At 45.4% G+C, this 18,448-nt stretch carries 16 protein-coding genes and 1 other annotated feature; of the genes, 8 read left to right on the plus strand and 8 right to left on the minus strand.

Annotated features, from left to right (window positions below; genetic code table 11):
* Positions 1 to 25 precede the first annotated feature (25 nt).
* The 3 genes from CEG13_RS15635 to CEG13_RS15645 all read left to right on the plus strand — a co-directional run bounded on the left by CEG13_RS15635 (position 26) and on the right by CEG13_RS15645 (position 4,897).
* Positions 26 to 1,786: an acetolactate synthase large subunit gene (locus CEG13_RS15635; protein WP_239984674.1), complete on the plus strand. Its 1,761-nt coding sequence runs from the start codon at positions 26 to 28 to the stop codon at positions 1,784 to 1,786.
* A gap of 16 nt (positions 1,787 to 1,802) precedes the next feature.
* A complete protein-coding gene (locus tag CEG13_RS15640; protein ID WP_100012823.1) occupies positions 1,803 to 3,233 on the plus strand; it encodes an aldehyde dehydrogenase family protein in 1,431 nt (476 codons plus the stop codon).
* A 71-nt stretch (positions 3,234 to 3,304) separates the two neighbouring features.
* A complete protein-coding gene (locus CEG13_RS15645) occupies positions 3,305 to 4,897 on the plus strand; it encodes an FMN-binding glutamate synthase family protein (RefSeq protein WP_100012824.1) in 1,593 nt (530 codons plus the stop codon).
* Between the two features lie 223 nt (positions 4,898 to 5,120).
* Here CEG13_RS15645 and CEG13_RS15650 read toward each other — a convergent pair whose 3' ends face one another.
* Positions 5,121 to 6,056 (minus strand): AEC family transporter, encoded by a 936-nt coding sequence (locus tag CEG13_RS15650; protein ID WP_100012825.1) that lies wholly within the window; start codon positions 6,054 to 6,056, stop codon positions 5,121 to 5,123.
* 147 nt (positions 6,057 to 6,203) lie between these two features.
* Between CEG13_RS15650 and CEG13_RS15655 the strand changes: the two genes are divergently transcribed.
* Both CEG13_RS15655 and CEG13_RS15660 read left to right on the plus strand, forming a co-directional pair.
* On the plus strand, positions 6,204 to 6,551 hold the full coding sequence (locus tag CEG13_RS15655) for a DUF378 domain-containing protein (protein ID WP_100012826.1): 348 nt from the start codon (positions 6,204 to 6,206) through the stop codon (positions 6,549 to 6,551).
* A gap of 124 nt (positions 6,552 to 6,675) precedes the next feature.
* Positions 6,676 to 6,846 (plus strand): asparagine synthase, encoded by a 171-nt coding sequence (locus CEG13_RS15660; protein WP_100012860.1) that lies wholly within the window; start codon positions 6,676 to 6,678, stop codon positions 6,844 to 6,846.
* A 49-nt stretch (positions 6,847 to 6,895) separates the two neighbouring features.
* Here CEG13_RS15660 and CEG13_RS15665 read toward each other — a convergent pair whose 3' ends face one another.
* From CEG13_RS15665 to CEG13_RS15695, 7 genes are all read right to left on the minus strand, one after another.
* A complete protein-coding gene (locus CEG13_RS15665) occupies positions 6,896 to 7,618 on the minus strand; it encodes an amino acid ABC transporter ATP-binding protein (protein ID WP_100012827.1) in 723 nt (240 codons plus the stop codon).
* A complete protein-coding gene (locus tag CEG13_RS15670; protein WP_100012828.1) occupies positions 7,611 to 8,270 on the minus strand; it encodes an amino acid ABC transporter permease in 660 nt (219 codons plus the stop codon). The genes CEG13_RS15665 and CEG13_RS15670 overlap by 8 nt, the downstream gene beginning before the upstream one ends.
* A gap of 27 nt (positions 8,271 to 8,297) precedes the next feature.
* A complete protein-coding gene (locus tag CEG13_RS15675; RefSeq protein ID WP_100012861.1) occupies positions 8,298 to 9,065 on the minus strand; it encodes an ABC transporter substrate-binding protein in 768 nt (255 codons plus the stop codon).
* Positions 9,066 to 9,141: 76 nt separating this feature from the next.
* A complete protein-coding gene (locus CEG13_RS15680) occupies positions 9,142 to 10,302 on the minus strand; it encodes a M20 family metallopeptidase (protein WP_100012829.1) in 1,161 nt (386 codons plus the stop codon).
* 283 nt (positions 10,303 to 10,585) lie between these two features.
* Positions 10,586 to 11,734 carry a dicarboxylate/amino acid:cation symporter gene (locus CEG13_RS15685; protein WP_100012830.1) on the minus strand — a complete coding sequence of 383 codons (1,149 nt, stop codon included), beginning with the start codon at positions 11,732 to 11,734 and terminating at the stop codon, positions 10,586 to 10,588.
* A 212-nt stretch (positions 11,735 to 11,946) separates the two neighbouring features.
* Positions 11,947 to 13,386, minus strand: a complete 1,440-nt coding sequence (gene proS / locus CEG13_RS15690; RefSeq protein WP_100012862.1) for a proline--tRNA ligase — start codon at positions 13,384 to 13,386, stop codon at positions 11,947 to 11,949.
* Between the two features lie 98 nt (positions 13,387 to 13,484).
* Positions 13,485 to 13,709: a binding site (T-box leader), on the minus strand.
* A 103-nt stretch (positions 13,710 to 13,812) separates the two neighbouring features.
* Positions 13,813 to 14,349 (minus strand): GNAT family N-acetyltransferase, encoded by a 537-nt coding sequence (locus CEG13_RS15695; protein ID WP_239984676.1) that lies wholly within the window; start codon positions 14,347 to 14,349, stop codon positions 13,813 to 13,815.
* A gap of 152 nt (positions 14,350 to 14,501) precedes the next feature.
* Here CEG13_RS15695 and CEG13_RS15700 point away from each other — a divergent pair, with 152 nt between their 5' ends.
* The 3 genes from CEG13_RS15700 to CEG13_RS15710 are packed head-to-tail and all read left to right on the plus strand — an operon-like array spanning position 14,502 to position 18,422.
* The gene (locus tag CEG13_RS15700) at positions 14,502 to 15,440 is read left to right on the plus strand and encodes a glycosyltransferase family 2 protein (protein WP_100012831.1); all 939 of its coding nucleotides are present in this window, start codon (positions 14,502 to 14,504) and stop codon (positions 15,438 to 15,440) included.
* Complete coding sequence (locus tag CEG13_RS15705) at positions 15,437 to 15,811, plus strand: GtrA family protein (RefSeq protein ID WP_100012832.1); 375 nt, start codon at positions 15,437 to 15,439, stop codon at positions 15,809 to 15,811. Before CEG13_RS15700 ends, CEG13_RS15705 begins: the two co-directional genes overlap by 4 nt.
* A 13-nt stretch (positions 15,812 to 15,824) precedes the next feature.
* Positions 15,825 to 18,422 (plus strand): YfhO family protein, encoded by a 2,598-nt coding sequence (locus tag CEG13_RS15710; RefSeq protein ID WP_100012833.1) that lies wholly within the window; start codon positions 15,825 to 15,827, stop codon positions 18,420 to 18,422.
* Positions 18,423 to 18,448 lie beyond the last annotated feature (26 nt).

Below are 18,448 nucleotides of genomic sequence, written 5' to 3' on the forward strand. Positions count from 1 at the left end.
CACTTCCTTGGGAGCAGGCCAGCATTTGGTCTGCTTTTTTAATTTAATAACCCACTCGCTAACCCGAAAAATTCCCCACAAATTCTTTCATTGCTGTTTAAAATACATACTTCTACAGATAATAAGCAAAAGTCATTTGCAGAGGGTGTTTAAAATGAGAGTTGCTGATTTATTAGTTAAATGTCTTGAACATGAAGGAGTTAAATATATGTTTGGAGTTCCAGGGGAGGAGAACGTGGATCTCATGGATGCTCTTTTGGATTCAAGCATTGAATTTATTGTAACCAGACATGAAACGAGTGCAGCTTTTATGGCAGGTACGTACGGCAGATTAACAGGTGAACCAGCTGTTTGTTTGGCCACGTTAGGCCCAGGGGCAACGAATCTGTTAACAGGTGTGGCAAATGCAAACATGGACCTTAATCCACTTATTGCGATCACTGGACAAGCAGGCTTGGATCGCCAGCATAAAATATCTCACCAATATTATGATTTAGTTGATATTTATGAACCTGTAACGAAATGGAATGCGCAAATTAAAACAGCGGACATTGTACCTGAAATCGTCCGTAAAGCCTATCAGGTAGCTGTACAGGATAAGCCTGGCGCAACCCATATCGATCTTCCGGAAGATATTGCAAGTATGGAAATTGAAGCCTCTCCATTAGAGCGGACAGAACGTACCTTTTTTAAAGCAGATGATCAGGTCATCCAGGAAGCTGCTAAACTCATTGAACAGGCAAAGAATCCCCTTATTTTAGCAGGAAATGGAATAACAAGAGGAAAAGCTGTAGACAGTTTGAGAAAGCTGGTGGAAAAGGAGAAAATTCCTGTTGTTCATACGTTTATGGGAAAAGGTGCGATATCGTGGGAGAACGAGCTTAGTTTACTGACAGCAGGAATAGGCGGGAAAGATTATATTACATGCGGCTTTGAGAAAGCTGACTTAATTATTGCAATCGGGTTTGATATGGCTGAATACCCTCCGGAAAACTGGAATCCAAAAGCCAGGACAGGGGTGTTACATATCGATACAGAAGAAGCGGAAACCGATTCGCATTATCCTGTCAAATTAAATGTAGTTGGAGATATTGATGAAAACCTTAAGACATTAACGGACAGCCTTTCCACGAAAGAAAGAGATATTGGCTGGGCAAAAAATATCCGCAAGCAGGCATTAGATGAATTAGAACAATTTCGAGAAGACACGAGCTTCCCGGTAAAACCACAGAAAATTATTTCCGATTTACGCGCGTGTTTAGGTGAAGAAGATATTGTCATATCCGATGTTGGGGCTCACAAAATGTGGATAGGGAGAATGTATCACACATACGAGCCAGATACGTGCCTGATTTCTAATGGATTAGCATCCATGGGCGTAGCAGTTCCTGGGGCGATTGCCGCAAAAATGGTGCATCCAGACCGTAATGTCGTAGCAGTTTGTGGGGACGGATCCTTCCAAATGACAAGTGCAGAGCTTGAAACAGCAAAACGACTCAACCTTCCTATTGTGATTTTATTATGGAGAGATGAAGGATACGGCTTAATCGAGTGGCATCAGCAAAAGAAATTTAAACGTGCTTCCCATATCGATTTTGGGAACCCTGACTTTATTCAACTGGCAAAGTCCTACGATTTTGAGACACTAAAAATAGAAGCTGCTCAGGATTTAAAAGCCGCTTTAGAAAAGGCGATCGTAATGAACAAACCCGTGTTAATTGATTGCCCGGTAGACTATGGAGAGAATATGAAATTAACCGAAAAGCTGAATGACATTACTTGCTGAAGGGAGGAAGTATACGATGCGGTATGGTTCGATCATAAATGGACAGGAACATAATGAGAATATTCGTGAAACACTGGATGTTAACAGCCCGTATAATGGTGAAAAAGTAGCTGAGATAGCATTAGCACAGAATTCGGACCTTGAAGATGCAGTTAATAACAGCTTTGATACATTTCACTCCACCATGAAGTTTATGCCAGCACATAAACGTGCGGATATTTTACGTCGTGCAGCAGACCTCTTAGAAAAAAGGCAGGAGGATTTTGCTGAAGCGATTGTTAAAGAAGCTGGCAAACCAATCCGATTTAGTCGAAATGAGATAAAAAGGTCCATCCAAGTCCTGCGTTTCGCATCAGAACAAGCCAAAAATATCACAGGAGAAGTTATTCCAATGGATGCGGCAATTGGCGGGGAAAACCGCATGGGATTGGTGAAACGAATTCCATTAGGGGTTGTAGGTGCGATTACACCTTTTAATTTTCCACTAAACTTATCCCTTCATAAATTAGCACCAGCGATTGCTGCGGGCAACACGGTTATTTTTAAACCAGCTGAGAAAACACCGATTTCTGCTTACATGCTAGTAAAATTATTTCAGGAAGCCGGCCTTCCGGATGGTGTATTAAATCTCTTAATGGGAACTGGAGAAATTGGGGCATCCCTTGTTACACATGAAAAAGTTCATAAAATTTCTTTTACAGGCAGTTTACCTGTCGGCAAAGAGATTATGAAATCAGCAGGGTTTAAAAAAGTAACCCTCGAACTGGGTTCAAACTCACCAAATATCCTATTTGAAGATGCACAAATGGAAACGGCTGTAACTGGTTTAGTAAAGGGTGCCTTTACTTTTTCAGGTCAAGTCTGTATTTCTGCCCAAAGGATATTTGTTCATAAAACGATTTATGATCAATTTTTACAAGAATACATTACAAAAACGAAAGCATTGAAAATTGGAGACCCGCAAAATGAAAAAACGGATATCGGGCCCATGATTGATGAAGAGGAAGCAAAACGCGCAAAACAATGGATTGATGATGCTGTTGAAAATGGGGCGAAAATTGAGACTGGCGGTGAACGAAAAGGAACGATAATCTCTCCGACTATAATGACAGATGTTGATCGTACAATGAAAATAATTGGTGAGGAAGTATTTGCCCCAATCGTCTCTGTGATTCCTTTTGAACAGGAAGAGGAGGTAATTGGATATGTCAATGATTCCAAATATGGTTTGCAGGCAGGTGTTTTTACCAAAGATATTGATCGTGCGATGCGGGTAGCGGATCAATTGGAAATGGGCGGAGTCTGGATTAATGAAACCTCCACATACCGGCAGGATAACCATCCATATGGCGGGGTGAAACAAAGCGGCATTGGCAAAGAAGGGATTAAATATGCTGTGGAAGATATGACGGAAATGAAATTTATTGGAGTAAAATTAGATGCTTAATATTAATAGGGAGTTGTTATTACAAGTGACAACTCTTTTAGTTATCTTCATCAATTCAGGAGGCATATAAATTGAATACAGCAAACATCCTAACCATTATCGGTTTTGTTTTTTGTGCTTTACTTATTCTGATTCTGACAGTAGTCGGGTTATATTTGTTTTTTATTGATCGTACGCAAAAACAGCATCCAATTCTGCGTAATTACCCATTAATTGGACGAGTAAGGTATTTTTTAGAAACCATTGGTCCGGAACTTCGTCAATATTTATTTAACAATGATGTAGAAGGGAAACCTTTTTCACGAAATGATTATCAGCATATTGTCAAAAAGGCAAAATACAAGCGGGATGTTGTTGGGTTTGGGTCACAGAGAGATTTTGAGGAAGCTGGATATTATATTAGAAACTCCATGTTTCCGAAATTAACGGAAGAACTGAAAATCGATAAAAAAACAAAAGTAACAACAGATCGATATCTTTTGCTTAAAGAACCTTTATTCACCCAAAGAAAGGAGCGTTTGGAAAAGCATAAATCACCTGTTTATTTACTTGATGATCGTGACGCCATTATTATTGGAGAGAATTGCAGAAACCCATTTATTGTAAAAGGTCAGATTGGTATGTCTGCAATGAGTTACGGTTCACTTGGCGAGAACGCAATAACCGCCCTTTCAGAAGGATTGGGAATCGCTAAAGGAACATGGATGAATACCGGAGAGGGCGGGATTTCCGAATACCATTTAAAAGGGGGCGTTGATATTATTATGCAAATTGGCCCAGGTTTATTTGGTGTAAGGGACAAAGAAGGTAAGTTTAATTGGGATGCGTTAAAAGAAAAGAGTTTGATACCTGAAGTAAAGGCGTTTGAATTCAAATTAGCTCAGGGTGCCAAAACACGCGGCGGGCATATTGACGCTGAAAAGGTGACAGAGGAAATAGCCAAAATACGGATGGTAGAACCATTTAAGTCAATTGACAGCCCTAATCGTTTCCATGAATTTAGTGATCTGCCGTCATTGTTGAACCATATAGGAGAGGTTAGGGAATTTACAGGCAAACCTGTTGGAATGAAGATTGTAATCGGAAGTAATCAGGAAGCAGATGAGCTGGCCAGGCAAATCAAGGAAACAGGAAAAGGCCCTGATTTTATTACGGTTGATGGCGGTGAAGGCGGGACAGGTGCATCTTATCAGGAGTTAACAGACAGTGTCGGACTGCCGATCAGATCTGCTTTGCCATTAGTTGATCATGCCTTAAAGAAACATGGTGTCCGTGACAGCGTGAAAATCATTGCTTCAGGGAAACTAATTTCACCTGATCGAATTGCTATTGCACTGGCAATGGGAGCAGATCTTGTCAACATAGCCCGGGGATTTATGATTACAGTAGGCTGTATTCAGGCGCAAATATGTCAATCCAATGCGTGTCCAGTCGGGGTTGCAACAACAGACCCCGAATTACAAAAAGGCCTTGTCATAAATGAAAAGAAATATCGTACTGCTAATTATCTAATTACCATGCGCAAAGGATTATTCAGGATCGCCGCATCGGCAGGTTTAGATTCCCCAGTCCATTTTAAACAGGAACATGTTGTTTATAAAGATGAAAGAGGAATGACCTGGTCAATGGAGGATATTTATCGGCAAAAGGTTCAGGATAGGTAAATAATGTATTCCACCGCTCCGGAAATACCCTTCGCTTTCCGCGGGAAGCTGGCGAGCCCCCTCGTGAGATGCGCACTTCGGGGTCTCGCCTAGGCTTTCCTTCCCGCAGGAGTCTTCGGGTATTTCCTCCACTGGGTGTGTTGTGCCTTGCGTTAAAACCTAGGGAATACCACCGATGCCTGCAAATATACGTCGCAGTTTTTAGGTAAGATGAAACAGCCTTTCAATACAACAAACTCACCAAAAGATACAGAAACGGTATCGTAACAATACACAACAAGCTGGAAACGACCACACCAAGGGACGCAAATAATCGGTCACCGCCGAATTTCTGTGCATACAGTGACATGGTCGGAGCTGACGGCATGCCGGAAACGAGAACTGCAATCAGCAGCAAGAAAAACGGTGCACCCACGAGCACAAACGGCAGCAGGCTGAGCGGGATCAACAAAAGCTTGGCCAGTGCCGCTTTCCAGATATATCGATTTTTCAGGAGATGCAGGAAGTCCTTGTATTTCACATTGGCAATCAGGCTGCCGATCAGCATCATCGAAAGCGGAATTGTCATATTGCCAACACTTTCCAGGCCTTTGGCAATCCCGTCCGGCCAGCGAAACGGCGAAAATAAAACCACCAGGCCGATCCCCGTCGAAACAATTCCCGGATTGAAAAACAGTCTCCGCCATTCAATTGCAGCGGTATTTTTGGTAAACAGGAAAATTCCATACGTCCAGATAAGCACAAAATAAATCAGGTTGAACATCGTCAAATAAACAATCCCCTGCTCACCAAACACGATAAAAATCACCGCATAGCCAATGAACCCCTGATTGCCAAAAATAATCAGCCCTTCATATGCCCCATGTTGCCACTCGAGTAGGTCTGCCCGTTTTCGCATCCAGGCTGCCAGAAAAACAGCAGCCAACAGAACATAGGCTGACATCCCCAACAGCCAAAGAAAATCCTGAATGAGCGCAGGTGAGAACGAAATGTTCAGGGAAAATAAAATCAGTGCAGGCAGGGTAATATATAAAATCAGCTGTGTCAGTACCTGGTTCGTGTTTTCATTCAGCACCCCATTTTTTCTGACCAAAAAACCCACCAGCGCCAGGCTGTAAAGATACAGCATTTCCTGCAAAAACGCTCCCGCCGAAAGCATCTCCATCCCCTCCTGCCTTACTATATGAGCAAACCGCCCGAAGCGTTTGCCGTTTCATTGGTATGAAATAGGTAATTTCTCAAATACTAAGCAGGAGTTGCCGGATCAGTTTTTCCGGACAAAGTGAAAAGTAAGGGAGGTGTGAAGATGAGAACATTGCAGCGGATTGCTTTAGTTTTAGTAATCATTGGTGCGCTTAATTGGGGACTAATTGGCTTATTCCAGTGGGATTTGGTCGCATCGCTGTTTGGCGGACAAGACGCTTTCTTATCCCGGGTTGTCTATACGCTTGTCGGGCTCAGTGGACTGGCCTGTCTTTCTTTACTGTTTGACCCGGTTGATGAAGATGTCCGCAACCCGAACAGCAGCGCACAGTCGAGAAATGTATCATACGGCACGGAATTTAGTGAAGAGGCAGACATCAATCCTTTAGGCGAGTCCAATCAGGATAATATGGGCCAAAACCGTCGTCATCCTTCCAAGGAGAACAAGTAACCTCAGGCATCATCGACGGTTGATCCGTGTGAATTTCCAAAATGAAGCCGGTATACTCCCCTCCGCCAGGCAAATAATAAAATTGGTGTTAATCACACCAGCAAACACGGCGGGGGGATGGACAGTGAAAATGCGCGAAGGTACGATCCCAACAGCTCTGGGAACAGCTGTAACTGCAACCGGCTATGCGTTGAAGCAAAAACACGGCTCTAAAAAAATGTTGGCCAACACGATATTCGGATTCGGACTGGCCCACGTTGTATTAGGCACCATTGATCTGGTGCAGCACCGTTAATCTAAAACAGGAGGCGATCCCACCGAGCGGACCGCCTCCTGTTCCTTCATTATAATATTTTCGCCAAAAAATCCTCTGCCCGCGCTGTCTTCGGCTGGCTGAAAAAGCTGTAAGGCTCCCCTTCTTCTACCAGATTTCCCTCATCCAAAAACAGAATACGGTCCGCCACTTCTTTCGCGAAATTCATTTCATGGGTGACGACCACCATCGTCATGCCTGTCTCTGTCAAATCTTTCAGCACGTCGAGCACCTCTTTTACCATTTCCGGATCGAGTGCAGATGTCGGCTCATCAAACAGCATAACCGCAGGCTCCATCGCCAAGGCTCTGGCAATGGCGACACGCTGCTTTTGCCCGCCGGATAAACGATTCGGATAAGCATCCGCCTTGTCTGTCAACCCGACTTTGGACAGCAGTTCGCTGGCACGCTGATGGGCTTCTTCCTTACTCAGCTGCTTCACCTTCTGCGGCGCATACGCTATATTCTCCAGCGCTGTCAGATGGGGAAAGAGATGAAAATGCTGAAAGACCATCCCGATGTTTTTACGGATTTCCAGCTTGTTTGCTTTTCCGCCTGTAATCTCTTTTCCGTTAATCTCGATCACGCCCGATGTCGGCTCTTCCAGCAAATTTAGGCAGCGGAGAAACGTGGATTTTCCTGATCCGGACGGTCCAATCACCGCCACCACTTCCCCGTGATCGATGGTTGTGTTTATATTTTTTAGTACTGTCTGCTTGCCGAATTGTTTGCTGAGGCTCTCTGTTTTAATCACTTGCGCGCAACCTCCGTTCTGCAACCTTGCCTAGTTGTGTCAGAATATACACCATAACCCAGTAAATCAGTCCTGCCAGCAGCAATGGCTCAAAATTTCGGTAAATATCCGCACCAACGATCTGCGCCCGGCGCATTAGGTCCAGATAACCGATCGTCGACACAATCGCCGATTCCTTGGTTAATGTAATAAATTCATTCATCAAGGCAGGCAAAATATTTTTAATCGCCTGTGGCAGGATTAGATCCTTCATCATCGGTTTATAAGGTATACCAAGCGCTTCTGCTGCCTCCGTCTGTCCACGGTCCACCGCCATGATGCCGGCCCGGATAATTTCTGAAACATATGCTGCCGAATTCAGCCCGAATGCGAGCACTGCCGACAGGAATGCAGAAATATCATACCCTGTCAGCTGCGGCACCGCAAAATAAATAATCATTAATTGCAGGATCAGCGGCGTGCCCCGGAACATTGACGTATAGGCATCCGCCAACCATTTCAAAACGGGGATTCCCGTAATTTTACATAATGCCAGAACCGTGCCGAGCAAAAATCCGACGATGATCGATACACTGACAAATCCTAATGTAGTCCATATTCCCTCCAGTATAAAAGGAATATAAGGCACGATCTGGCTAAAATCCAAATTCATTCCCAAACACCCTGCCTTTCCAGCTCTTTATTCAGCATCCAATTCCCATTTATCTTTTAGTTCCTGCAGTTCGCCGCTCTCTTCCAGTTCCGCTAGCACTGCATTCACATCTTCTACCAGTTCACTGCCTTTCGGGAAAGCAACGGCCATCCCCGGTGAGACAGTAGTCGGGTCATCAAAGCCGGCAAGGGTGTCATGTTCTTCCAAATAGCCCAGAGCCACCTGCTTATCCATATACGCCACATCAATACGATCGGAGTTTATCTCTTGAATAAGCAGACCGGAATTATCGACCTTATGCACGTCAAAACCATATTCCTCGCTTAATTTATCCGCACCTTCTTCCTGAATGGTTCCAAGCTGCACACCAACTGTCTTTCCTTCCAGGCTTTCCAGATTCTCGAGCGGCTCACCCACGGTGATAAACATCTCGCCCGAACGGTGATAAGACTCGGAGAAATCCACATTCTGCTTCCGTTCTTCAGTCGCACTCATCCCCGCCATCACCATGTCCACACGATTGGACTGCAGGGCACCGATCAGCCCGTCAAAACTCATATCCTCAATTTCCAGTTCATATCCCAGTTCCTCTGCAATTCTGTTTGCCAAATCGATATCAAATCCTTCAAAATTACCTTCCGGGTCGCGGGATTCAAATGGCGGGAAATCCGCCGAAGTGGCCATCGTCAGTACGTCCTGATCTCCGGTGTCTTCTCCTGATGTGGAACTTGCATCACTTTCTCCGCAGGCTGCCAAAAGTAACGTTAACGCGATGAACATAATAAATTTCGTCATTAAAGATTTCATAGTTTCCTCTCCTCTGTTTAATTATTAATTCATTTGTATTTTTATTCATTTTATTGTATAAAAATTACTTTCTGTTTGCAAAAGCTGTCTGAATATCCTTTAACAGCTGTCCGTCAGTCAGCACATCGTATCCTGTCTGCGCCAACGCCAGTGCTCCTTCTGTCAAGGTTTTCCTACCATCCTCTGTTATGGTTTTCTCAGCAAACTCACTCGTATGCGCCACAAGCCCTGGTGTATTCAGACCGATGTATGGGTGAATAGCCGGAACCACTTGGCTGACATTGCCCATGTCAATCGATCCATAGCTTTGTTTTGGCGGGTGAACCGGCTGATCACTCACCTCGGAAAGGTTGCTGCTGAAGGCCTTGGACAATGGTGAATTGGTAATCATATTGTCATAGCTTAGCTCGTAATTCTCGACCGTCAGTTTTGCACCAGTCATCAGTGCTGCTCCCTCAGCAGTATTTTTCACTTTTGCCGCCACTTCATCCAAGTAACTCCGGTCTTTTGCCCGAATGTAAAACTGTGCCACGGCTTTATCCGGAACCACATTCGCCGCCTGACCGCCCTCGGAAATAATGCCGTGAATCCGCACGTCCTGCCGCAAATGTTCCCTTAGTGCATTGATGCCATTGAATAGCTGAATTACTGAATCCAGAGCGTTGATCCCATGCTCGGGGGCAGCCGCTGCGTGCGATGATTTACCCGTATAAGTAAATTGGATCGCATCCATAGCGAGAGATTCGCCGCTATCATGCGATTCGCCCCCAGGATGCAAAATCATCGCTACATCGGTGTCGGAAAAAATTCCCTGCTCACTCATCGGCACCTTGGCCCCATTTGTTTCTTCCGCCGGGGTGCCCAGGATAGTCACACTGCCTCCGGTTTGTTCAATGATTTTGCTCAACACAACACCGGCACCTGTACTCATCGTGCCGATTAAATTATGTCCGCAGCCGTGCCCCACTCCCGGCAATGCATCATATTCCGCCAAATATGCAATTCTCGGACCGGGCTTGCCGCTGTCGTACACGGCTTTGAATGCCGTCGGGCGGCCGACAATTCCGGTTTCTATCTGGAAATCATGTTCTGCCAGATAATCGGTAAGGAGTTTCATAGATTTGTATTCTTCATCACCCAATTCCGGGTGGCTATACATTTGATTACTCATGTTCCATAGGTCGTGCTGAATGTTGTTTAATTCAGTTTCTAGTGTGTGCTTCATGGTGCTGGCCTCCGTTGGCTTGGTTTGTATATTTATTATTTAATATGTATATTTATAACATATTGTGTGGGGATATGCAATGGTTTATGGAAAAATTTTTTGGCTGGAGCGGGAGTTGGGGTTTTTGCTGTGAGGCAGGAGTTCTCGCTTTCAGGCAGAAGTTTTCACTCTCCCGCCGAAGTTCTCGCTCTCCCGCCGAAGTTCTAACTCTCGACCAGAAGTTTCCGCTGATATCCTCCTCATAAAAGAAACGCATCTGATTTCAGAGGCGTTTCTTTACATATCATTTATTTTTCAAAACCAAACGTTCCACAACGAGCGAGATCGCACCGTCGCCAGTTACGTTACAGCCGGTGCCAAGGCTGTCTTGAGCCACGTAGAGCGCAATCATTATACCGACGGCAGCTTCATTAAAGCCAAGCATCGATGTTAAAAGACCGGATGCTGCGATAATCGCTCCCCCTGGCACCCCTGGAGCCGCGATCATAACTACGCCCAGTCCCAAGATAAACGGAAAGATAGTGCCAAAAGTTGGAGCTGCTAAATCTCCAACCATCATCATAACTGTCATGGATGCCATTGTAATCGTGATCGTACTGCCTGCGAGATGAATATTTGCGCATAAAGGAATGATCGAATCCGCAACAGAGGGGTGCACTTTATTTTTCTTTGTCCGTTCCGCGGTGACCGGGATCGTTGCGGCACTGGACATCGTTCCAACCCCGGTAAAATAAGCAGGCAGCATTGTTTTCAGCAAGCTAAATGGATTTCGTCCTGTTATTCCACCTGCAATCGAATAAGCACCAATCAGATACAGCCAATGGGTCGCCACCGCCAATAAAAGCACAATTCCAAAAGAAATCAGCGTCTCCCAAACGGTTCCTTCGGCTGATAATTCAGCAAAAATACTCGCAATATAAAACGGCAAAATCGGTATAATGACTACCCAAAGAAATTTTTCGATAATATTCTTTCCTTCATCGAAAAAAGTTTTTAACGTTGCTGAATTCGTTCTGGCGATACCGATCCCGAAAATAAAGGCTGTGAGAAGCGCAGTGATAATGGCCAGCGCGGGATCAATTGCCAATTCAAAAAGCGGCGAAAACCCACTTTCTTCACTAGCTGCAGTAGCAGAGCCGTCAACGAACAGCGGAATGACCAGCGTCGCAATGATAAATGCAAGGATACCTGCTACAATCGTGGATCCGTATGCAATGCCAGCGGTAAAGCCGAGGAGTTTGCCGGAATTTTTCCCCATATTGCTCAGACCGCTTGTGATAAAAAATAAGATGATCAAAGGAACTATATATGTTAACAACTGTCCAAAGAGCATTTGAAACGTGACGATAACCTCCATGATGGGCTCATTAACAAGTAATCCAACAATAATCCCTACAATAATCCCCGCTACTAATTTAAGTATTAATTTCATTCGATGACCTCCCCAAAGTATTAAAATTTTGATTCTTTACTATATGTTCTCTTTACTCAAACAAAATATTGTTTCATTTTAACTTTTTCATATATTAAAGATACCACAGTGGAAAACTTTGTGATAGGGTAAAAATTCTATAAGTTCTTATCTTTGTACAAAAAACCGCCCCACCAAAAACGGCAGGACGGCCCTACAATCGACATACTCAATCAATAAGCTTTCGCCCAATAAACCAGCTCTTTTGCTTCCTTCCCGCAGCAGACACAGGTATCAGCAACTTTCTTCTGCTCAAATGGAATACAGCGGGACGTTGCGGAGGTTTCTTCTTTGATTTTTTCTTCACAAGCAGTATCTCCGCACCACATGGCCATGATAAACCCAGGCTTTTCCTCCAGTGTCTGCTTAAAGGAATCCATATCTGTTGCCACACTGGTTTGTTCCTTTTGATGGGCCAATGCTTTGTCAAACAGGTTCTGCTGGATTTCCTCGAGCAGTTCCGGCAGCCGTTTGCTCACCTCAGCAACAGGGACAAATTCTTTTTCTCCAGTATCACGGCGAACGAGCACTACCTGATCCTTCTCGATATCCTTTGGTCCCATCTCAATCCGGACCGGTATACCTTTCATTTCATATTCATTAAACTTCCAGCCAGGCATTTTATCACTTGCATCAATATCGACGCGCACGAGTTCCTGCAGCTGTTCGCGCAGAGCATAAGCTTTATCCAATACGCCTTCTTTATGCTGGGCGACTGGTACAATCATTGCCTGTGTTGGCGCGATTTGAGGCGGCAGCACTAGTCCGCGATTGTCACTGTGTACCATGATTAATCCGCCCATGATCCTTGTGGAGAGTCCCCATGATGTTTGGTGCACAAACTGATTTTCCCCATTTTCATCCAAATACGTGATATCGAAGGCTTCCGCAAATCCTGAACCGAAATGGTGGGATGTTCCAGACTGAAGTGCTTTGCCATCATGCATTAAAGCTTCAATCGTTAATGTATAATTGGCCCCGGCGAACTTTTCCTTTTCTGTTTTGCGGCCTTTTAGCACAGGAATGGCTAAATAATTTTCCACCACATCTGCATAGACGCCGAGCATTCTGTCTGTTTCGGCTGCCGCATCTTCATCTGTTGCATGTGCTGTATGCCCTTCCTGCCAATGGAATTCTGATGAACGCAGGAATGGCCTGGTCGTCTTCTCCCAGCGAACAACATTGGTCCATTGGTTATACAGCTTAGGGAGGTCGCGGTAAGAGTGAATATTTTTGGAATAATAATCACAGAAAAGCACTTCTGAAGTTGGGCGGACCGCTATCCGTTCTGCCAGTTCCTCATCTCCCCCATGTGTTACCCAAGCCACTTCCGGAGCAAACCCTTCGACATGGTCTTTCTCCTTCTGAAGCAGACTTTCCGGTATGAACAATGGAAAGGCCACATTGGAATGACCGGTTTCCTTAATTTTTTTGTCCAGCTCATCGCGGATATTTTCCCAAATGGCAAAACCATACGGCTTAATAATCATCGTTCCGCGCACCTGACCATAATCAACCAGTTCGGCCTGTTTAACAATATCCGTGTACCACTGTGCGAAGTCATCTTCCATGGAAGTAATTTTTTCCACAAACTGCTTATTTTTCTTGCCCAAGCTAAACACCTCTTTATATAAAATTATTTTTAAAGAAAACATTGCTTGCCACCAAGCTTATGGGACATTATCTGCGAACACAAAAAATCCTCCATCCGTAAAGGGACCGAGGTTTGGTGGTACCACCCTTGTTTGCAGGACAAAAAAGCCCGGCACACTTGGCATGATAACGGTGGTAAACCGCGCACATCTTAAGGAGCAATGAATGCTTTTCGATGGCGAACTCAGAGGCAGGTTCTAATTCGTGTCGATGGAAATTTGCACCAGCCATTTCCTCTCTGCAAAAGACAGCAAATTATACTAATCCTCATCAGCGTTTCAACTATATATTCCTTAATATATACGGCTTGGTCAGGAAAGTCAAGAACGGCCCAAAGCATATCTTTTCATAAGGGAGAATTCATTGACAATCACTAGACCTTGATTCTAGCGCGTCTGCCCGCACATTTTTTCATAGAGAGAAAATTTATCCTCCCCTTCACCGGCGTACCCGATAAATTCATATCCCGCCTGCTGATAAAATGCATTCAATGCCGGATTGTCCGCAACACAATCGAGACGAATTAGGCGGGTCTCCCCTTCCAGATTCTCATCCAGCCACTCCAGCAATTTCCTGCCAATCTGCCGGTGATGCCATTCCCAGGCCACAGCCAGGCGGTGAATGTAATATGCTGCATCCTGCCGATCCCCCCACATCTCCACATCCCAGCTGTTCTGCTTCGGGGAAAAATTAAAGGTGGCAACGGCCGTCTCTCCATACTCGACAATGTATGTCGTACCACAAAGAATATCCTGCCTGATCTCCTCATCTTCCCCGCCGCTCCGCAAATAACTCCATTGCGCAATACCTTTTTCTGCCAGCCAGTCCGCCGCACTTTTTAAGATTGCCGTGACTGCCGGTGTGTCGGCCTCCTCTGCTTTTCGTACTGTGAAATCTCCCATTTTTCCATCCCGAAAGCTCATCTCACGTCTCCCCCATTCTTAACTTTGATTGTACACCTGAGCCGGCCAGGATGGAAAGACTCCCAGTACCACTCAGCCCGCCATACGTTTGAAAATCCCGTCCGCAGGGTAGTTTTAGACTACAACATGAAATGCCCGGAGGTACCTCCAAAATGAATGACTTAATTTCCATTATAATACCCGCCTACAATGAGGCAGCAAATATCAAACCCGTCCATGAAGCAGTTCAGCAGGAATTCGCCAGTCTATCCAGTCCTTTTGAACTGTTGTTTATTGATGATGGCAGCAGTGACCCTACTCTCTCCACCCTCCAGATGCTAGCCGGGGCACACCCGGAAGTGAAATACATTTCGTTCACCCGCAATTTCGGCAAAGAGGCAGCAATCATTGCCGGGCTGGATCATGCACATGGGAAAGCTGTGATTATCATGGATGCGGACATGCAGCACCCTCCGTCGCTCATTCCGCAATTGCTGGAAGGCTACCGAGAAGGGTATGAACAGGTTGTTGCCAAGCGAAACCGCAACGGAGAAGCGAAATCCCGTTCCTTTCTCTCCCATCTTTATTACAAACTGATCAACCGAATTATTCAAGTGGAACTACATGATGGAGAAGGCGATTTCCGCTTACTTGGCAGGAAAGCAGTCGATTCCGTATTAAAAATGAGTGAGGGCAACCGGTTTTCCAAAGGGCTGTTCTCCTGGATCGGTTTTGAACAGAAAACCGTCTATTTCGAGAATGTCGAACGGGAGAGTGGTGCTTCTAAATGGTCGTTCAGAAACCTCCTCAATTACGGTGTAGAAGGTGTCGTTTCCTTTAATCAGAAACCATTGCGCATCTGTCTGTACGCAGGCGTCATCAGCCTGGTTTTTGCGCTTTTTTATATTCTGGCCATGGCTGTACAGATCCTCCGTCACGGAATCGATGTGCCAGGCTATTTCACGCTCATCTCTGCCGTCCTTTTCCTTGGCGGTGTGCAGCTGTTGAGCCTTGGCGTAATTGGCGAATATGTGGGAAGAATCTATATGGAAACAAAAAACCGGCCTCATTATCTCGTGCGAGAAACCAATACGGATGAGGAGCAGCAATGAAATATTTGAACAATGAATTCATCCGGTTTGTCATTGTGGGCGGGCTGAACACAATGAACTATTATCTTGTTTATGTCGTTTTATACAACCTGCTGAATTGGCATTACCTTCTTTCCCACATTACCGGTTTTCTCATCAGTATGGTTATTTCGTTTTACTTGAATGTTTATTTTACGTATAAGGTGAGACCGACACTGGCTAAATTCCTGCAATTTCCGATTACCCAGCTGGTAAATGTCGGGCTCTCCTCCCTGTTTATTTACATTTTTGTCGATCACCTGCACTGGAATGGAAACATTGCGCCCCTTGCAGCCGTCATCTTCACGGTGCCGGTTACCTTTTTGGTTACAGGGAAAATATTAAAGAAATAGGACGGGGAAACAGATGAAGAAAATGCAAAAAATCGGACTGTTAATCGGCTCCAGCCTCGTCATCTCATTCCTTGCCCATGCCTTTTTTATTTATCAGGGTGCACAGGGCGTGTATATGGCGGGGCCAAATGACGGGCTTAACCAGATGGTGCCGTTCCGCCAGCTGATGTATGAACAGCTCAAAGACGGCAACTTTTCTTATGCGTTCGATTTTGGGATTGGCGGCAGCACAGCAACCCAGCTTGCCTATTATTATGGAATCAATACCTTTTTCTTCCTGACCGCCGGAGTGGTTTTTCTTCTGGAAACCCTCTCGATCATCGGCGAGCCTGAGGTGCTGTTCTGGGCACAGGCAACCGTATATATCAGTGTGTTTCGCCTGGCGATTGTTATTTGCATTACGACCGGTTTGTTCCGCTATATGAAGATGAACCCGCTCCCCTCTTTTATTGGGGCGGTTTTATACGGGGCCTCAACGATGTATTTCCGCCATGTTACCTACTGGGAATTCTTTGCCGATGCATTTATCTGGCTGCCGTTGCTGATCCTCGGCGTGGAAAAAATCATCCGCGAGCGAAAGCCTGCCTGGCTAATTGCGGCGACGGCTATTTCGTTCTTTGACAACTTCTATTTTGCCTATATTAATGGCATTTTCACCGGGGTTTACATAGTAGGCAGATGGCTGTTTCCGCTTGTGAAACAGGAAGCAGGAAAACTTGTCCAGGCAAAATATTACAGCATATCGGTTCTTCTTGGGTTCGGCATTGGTTCAGTTGGTTTCATCCCTGCCGTTTGGGGATTTTTCCATAATCAGCGTCCCCCTTTTGAGCAGGAAATTCCGCTGGTAGATGGGACGAGCAATATTTTGTATGACAGCTATTTACTGATCGTGCCGGCCATCTTTGTGTTGCTGATCGGCTGTTTCCCGCTGTACCGGAAGCCAGCGTTTCGCTTTTTCACCGTACTCAGCCTGTTTTTCATCGTCCTGCATTTCATTCCATGGGCTGCCAGCTTCTTCAACGGGTTTTCCGCGCCGCGGCATCGATATGAGTACTTGGCTGCTTTTACGATTGGCGGTGCCGTTGCAGCAGGTTTGCCTTATTTAAAAAGGATGCCACGCAGACAGATCATGTATGCAGCTATTTGGATGGCGGCAGCTTATTTCATTTTTTATGTGACAGATCCGACGTTTGAAATCACCGGCCTTTCCACCGCTTCTTACGTGATCCTGGCAGGTATTGTTCTGGTGCTTGCTTTTTTCCTGAACAATCAGAAGGCCTGGTATGCGCTCCTTGCCTCGATTGTTATTTCCCAGCTCATTCTGGGGAATCAGTTCCAGTATAAGGAGTTGTTCATCGGCGGGGGTGTCGAGAATACGACAAAAGAATATATCCTGAGCAGCAATTATTATTCCGAGGAACAGCAAGCACTCATCGATGAAGTGCTTGCTGCAGATTCTGATGCGCTCTCCCGGATAACTTGGATAGCGGATGGGCGAAATAACACCCCTATTATTCAAGGCTTCCCGGGGACCAGTCTGTATTCCAGCATTCTCAACGGGCATGTGCTGGAGTTTTATTATCATGATTTGCGGATTGATATGAAACGGGAAAGTGTCAGCCGCTATTCCATGTTCGGCGACCGGGCAAACCTCCACAGCATGCTGCGCGGGAAATATGCCATGTATGAAAAAGGTGCGGTGACGAACGCCCCATATGGTTTTGAACCCTATATGGAAAGCGAGAATTATGTGGTTTACCAAAATACCAATATACTGCCATTTGTCCGAATGTCCGACGCGGTTTATAGTGAAGCTTCGCTGGCTGAGCAGTCCGTGCTGGAACGGGAACAGGCAATGCTCCACGGCATTGTTGTAAAAGATGCAGAGACAACTGCGGAGGGCCTTCCACAGAAAGAAAATTTGATTGATGAGGCGGGAATAGACGCTGTCGGTGGGACTTATTCCGGCGGTCAGCTGAAAGTCACGGCCGAAACAGGCGGACTGGATATTACCATTCCGGAAGGAGTGGATGATGCGGGTACGGAAGATTACTATGTATCCTTTTATTTGCGCCATAATGTAAAGGAAGCTTCGGGGTTTGCCCTGCATGTGAATGATTTTCAAACATCAAGAAAATCCCGGCAATCGCTTTATAAAACCGGGGTGAACGAAATTACCATCCGCGTGCCGAAGCCGGAGAACCAGACGATTTCCATCCGCGTACCAGCGGGCAACTACACGCTTGAAAACCTGGAAGTATATCCCGAAAATTACCAGACACTCGAGAATGTGAAACAAGAGGCCAACCAGCGATCAGAGGTGACACTGGAAGGAAACAGCATCACCATTGAAAACTTGCAGGCCAATCAGGATGGCTATCTGGCTATCCCCGTACCATATGAAAAAGGCTGGAAAGTGCAGGTAGACGGTGAATCAAGGGATCTTGAACAGGTCAACTATGCCTTTTTAGGAACCGCCATTCAAGCGGGAGATGACACGGTCACTTTTACCTACCATCCTCCATTTTTCCGGACAACCCTATTTGTCATGGCCGGCTCTCTTGTTGCCTCGGTGATTTGGGTGAAAAGAAAGCGGAAAAGGGGTATATAAAAAGACATAGCAGGATTCTCTCTGCT

This window comes from Lentibacillus sediminis, from assembly GCF_002763455.1.
GTDB lineage: Bacteria > Bacillota > Bacilli > Bacillales > Amphibacillaceae > Lentibacillus_D > Lentibacillus_D sediminis_A.